Source organism: Microvirga pakistanensis, assembly GCF_004458765.1.
GTDB lineage: Bacteria > Pseudomonadota > Alphaproteobacteria > Rhizobiales > Beijerinckiaceae > Microvirga > Microvirga pakistanensis.
Genome location: NZ_SPJX01000030.1, coordinates 1 through 223 on the forward strand (window position 1 = coordinate 1; position 223 = coordinate 223).

Sequence of the window (223 nt, forward strand, 5' to 3'; positions counted from 1 at the left end):
CTCGTGTCGTGAGATGTTGGGTTAAGTCCCGCAACGAGCGCAACCCTCGCCCCTAGTTGCCATCATTCAGTTGGGCACTCTAGGGGGACTGCCGGTGATAAGCCGCGAGGAAGGTGGGGATGACGTCAAGTCCTCATGGCCCTTACGGGCTGGGCTACACACGTGCTACAATGGCGGTGACAATGGGCAGCGAACCCGCGAGGGGGAGCTAATCCCAAAAAGC

General features: G+C 59.6%; 1 rRNA gene. It reads left to right on the forward strand.

Going from position 1 to position 223, the window contains the following annotated elements:
• Positions 1 to 223, forward strand: a 16S ribosomal RNA gene (locus E4K09_RS02445); the annotation flags it as partial.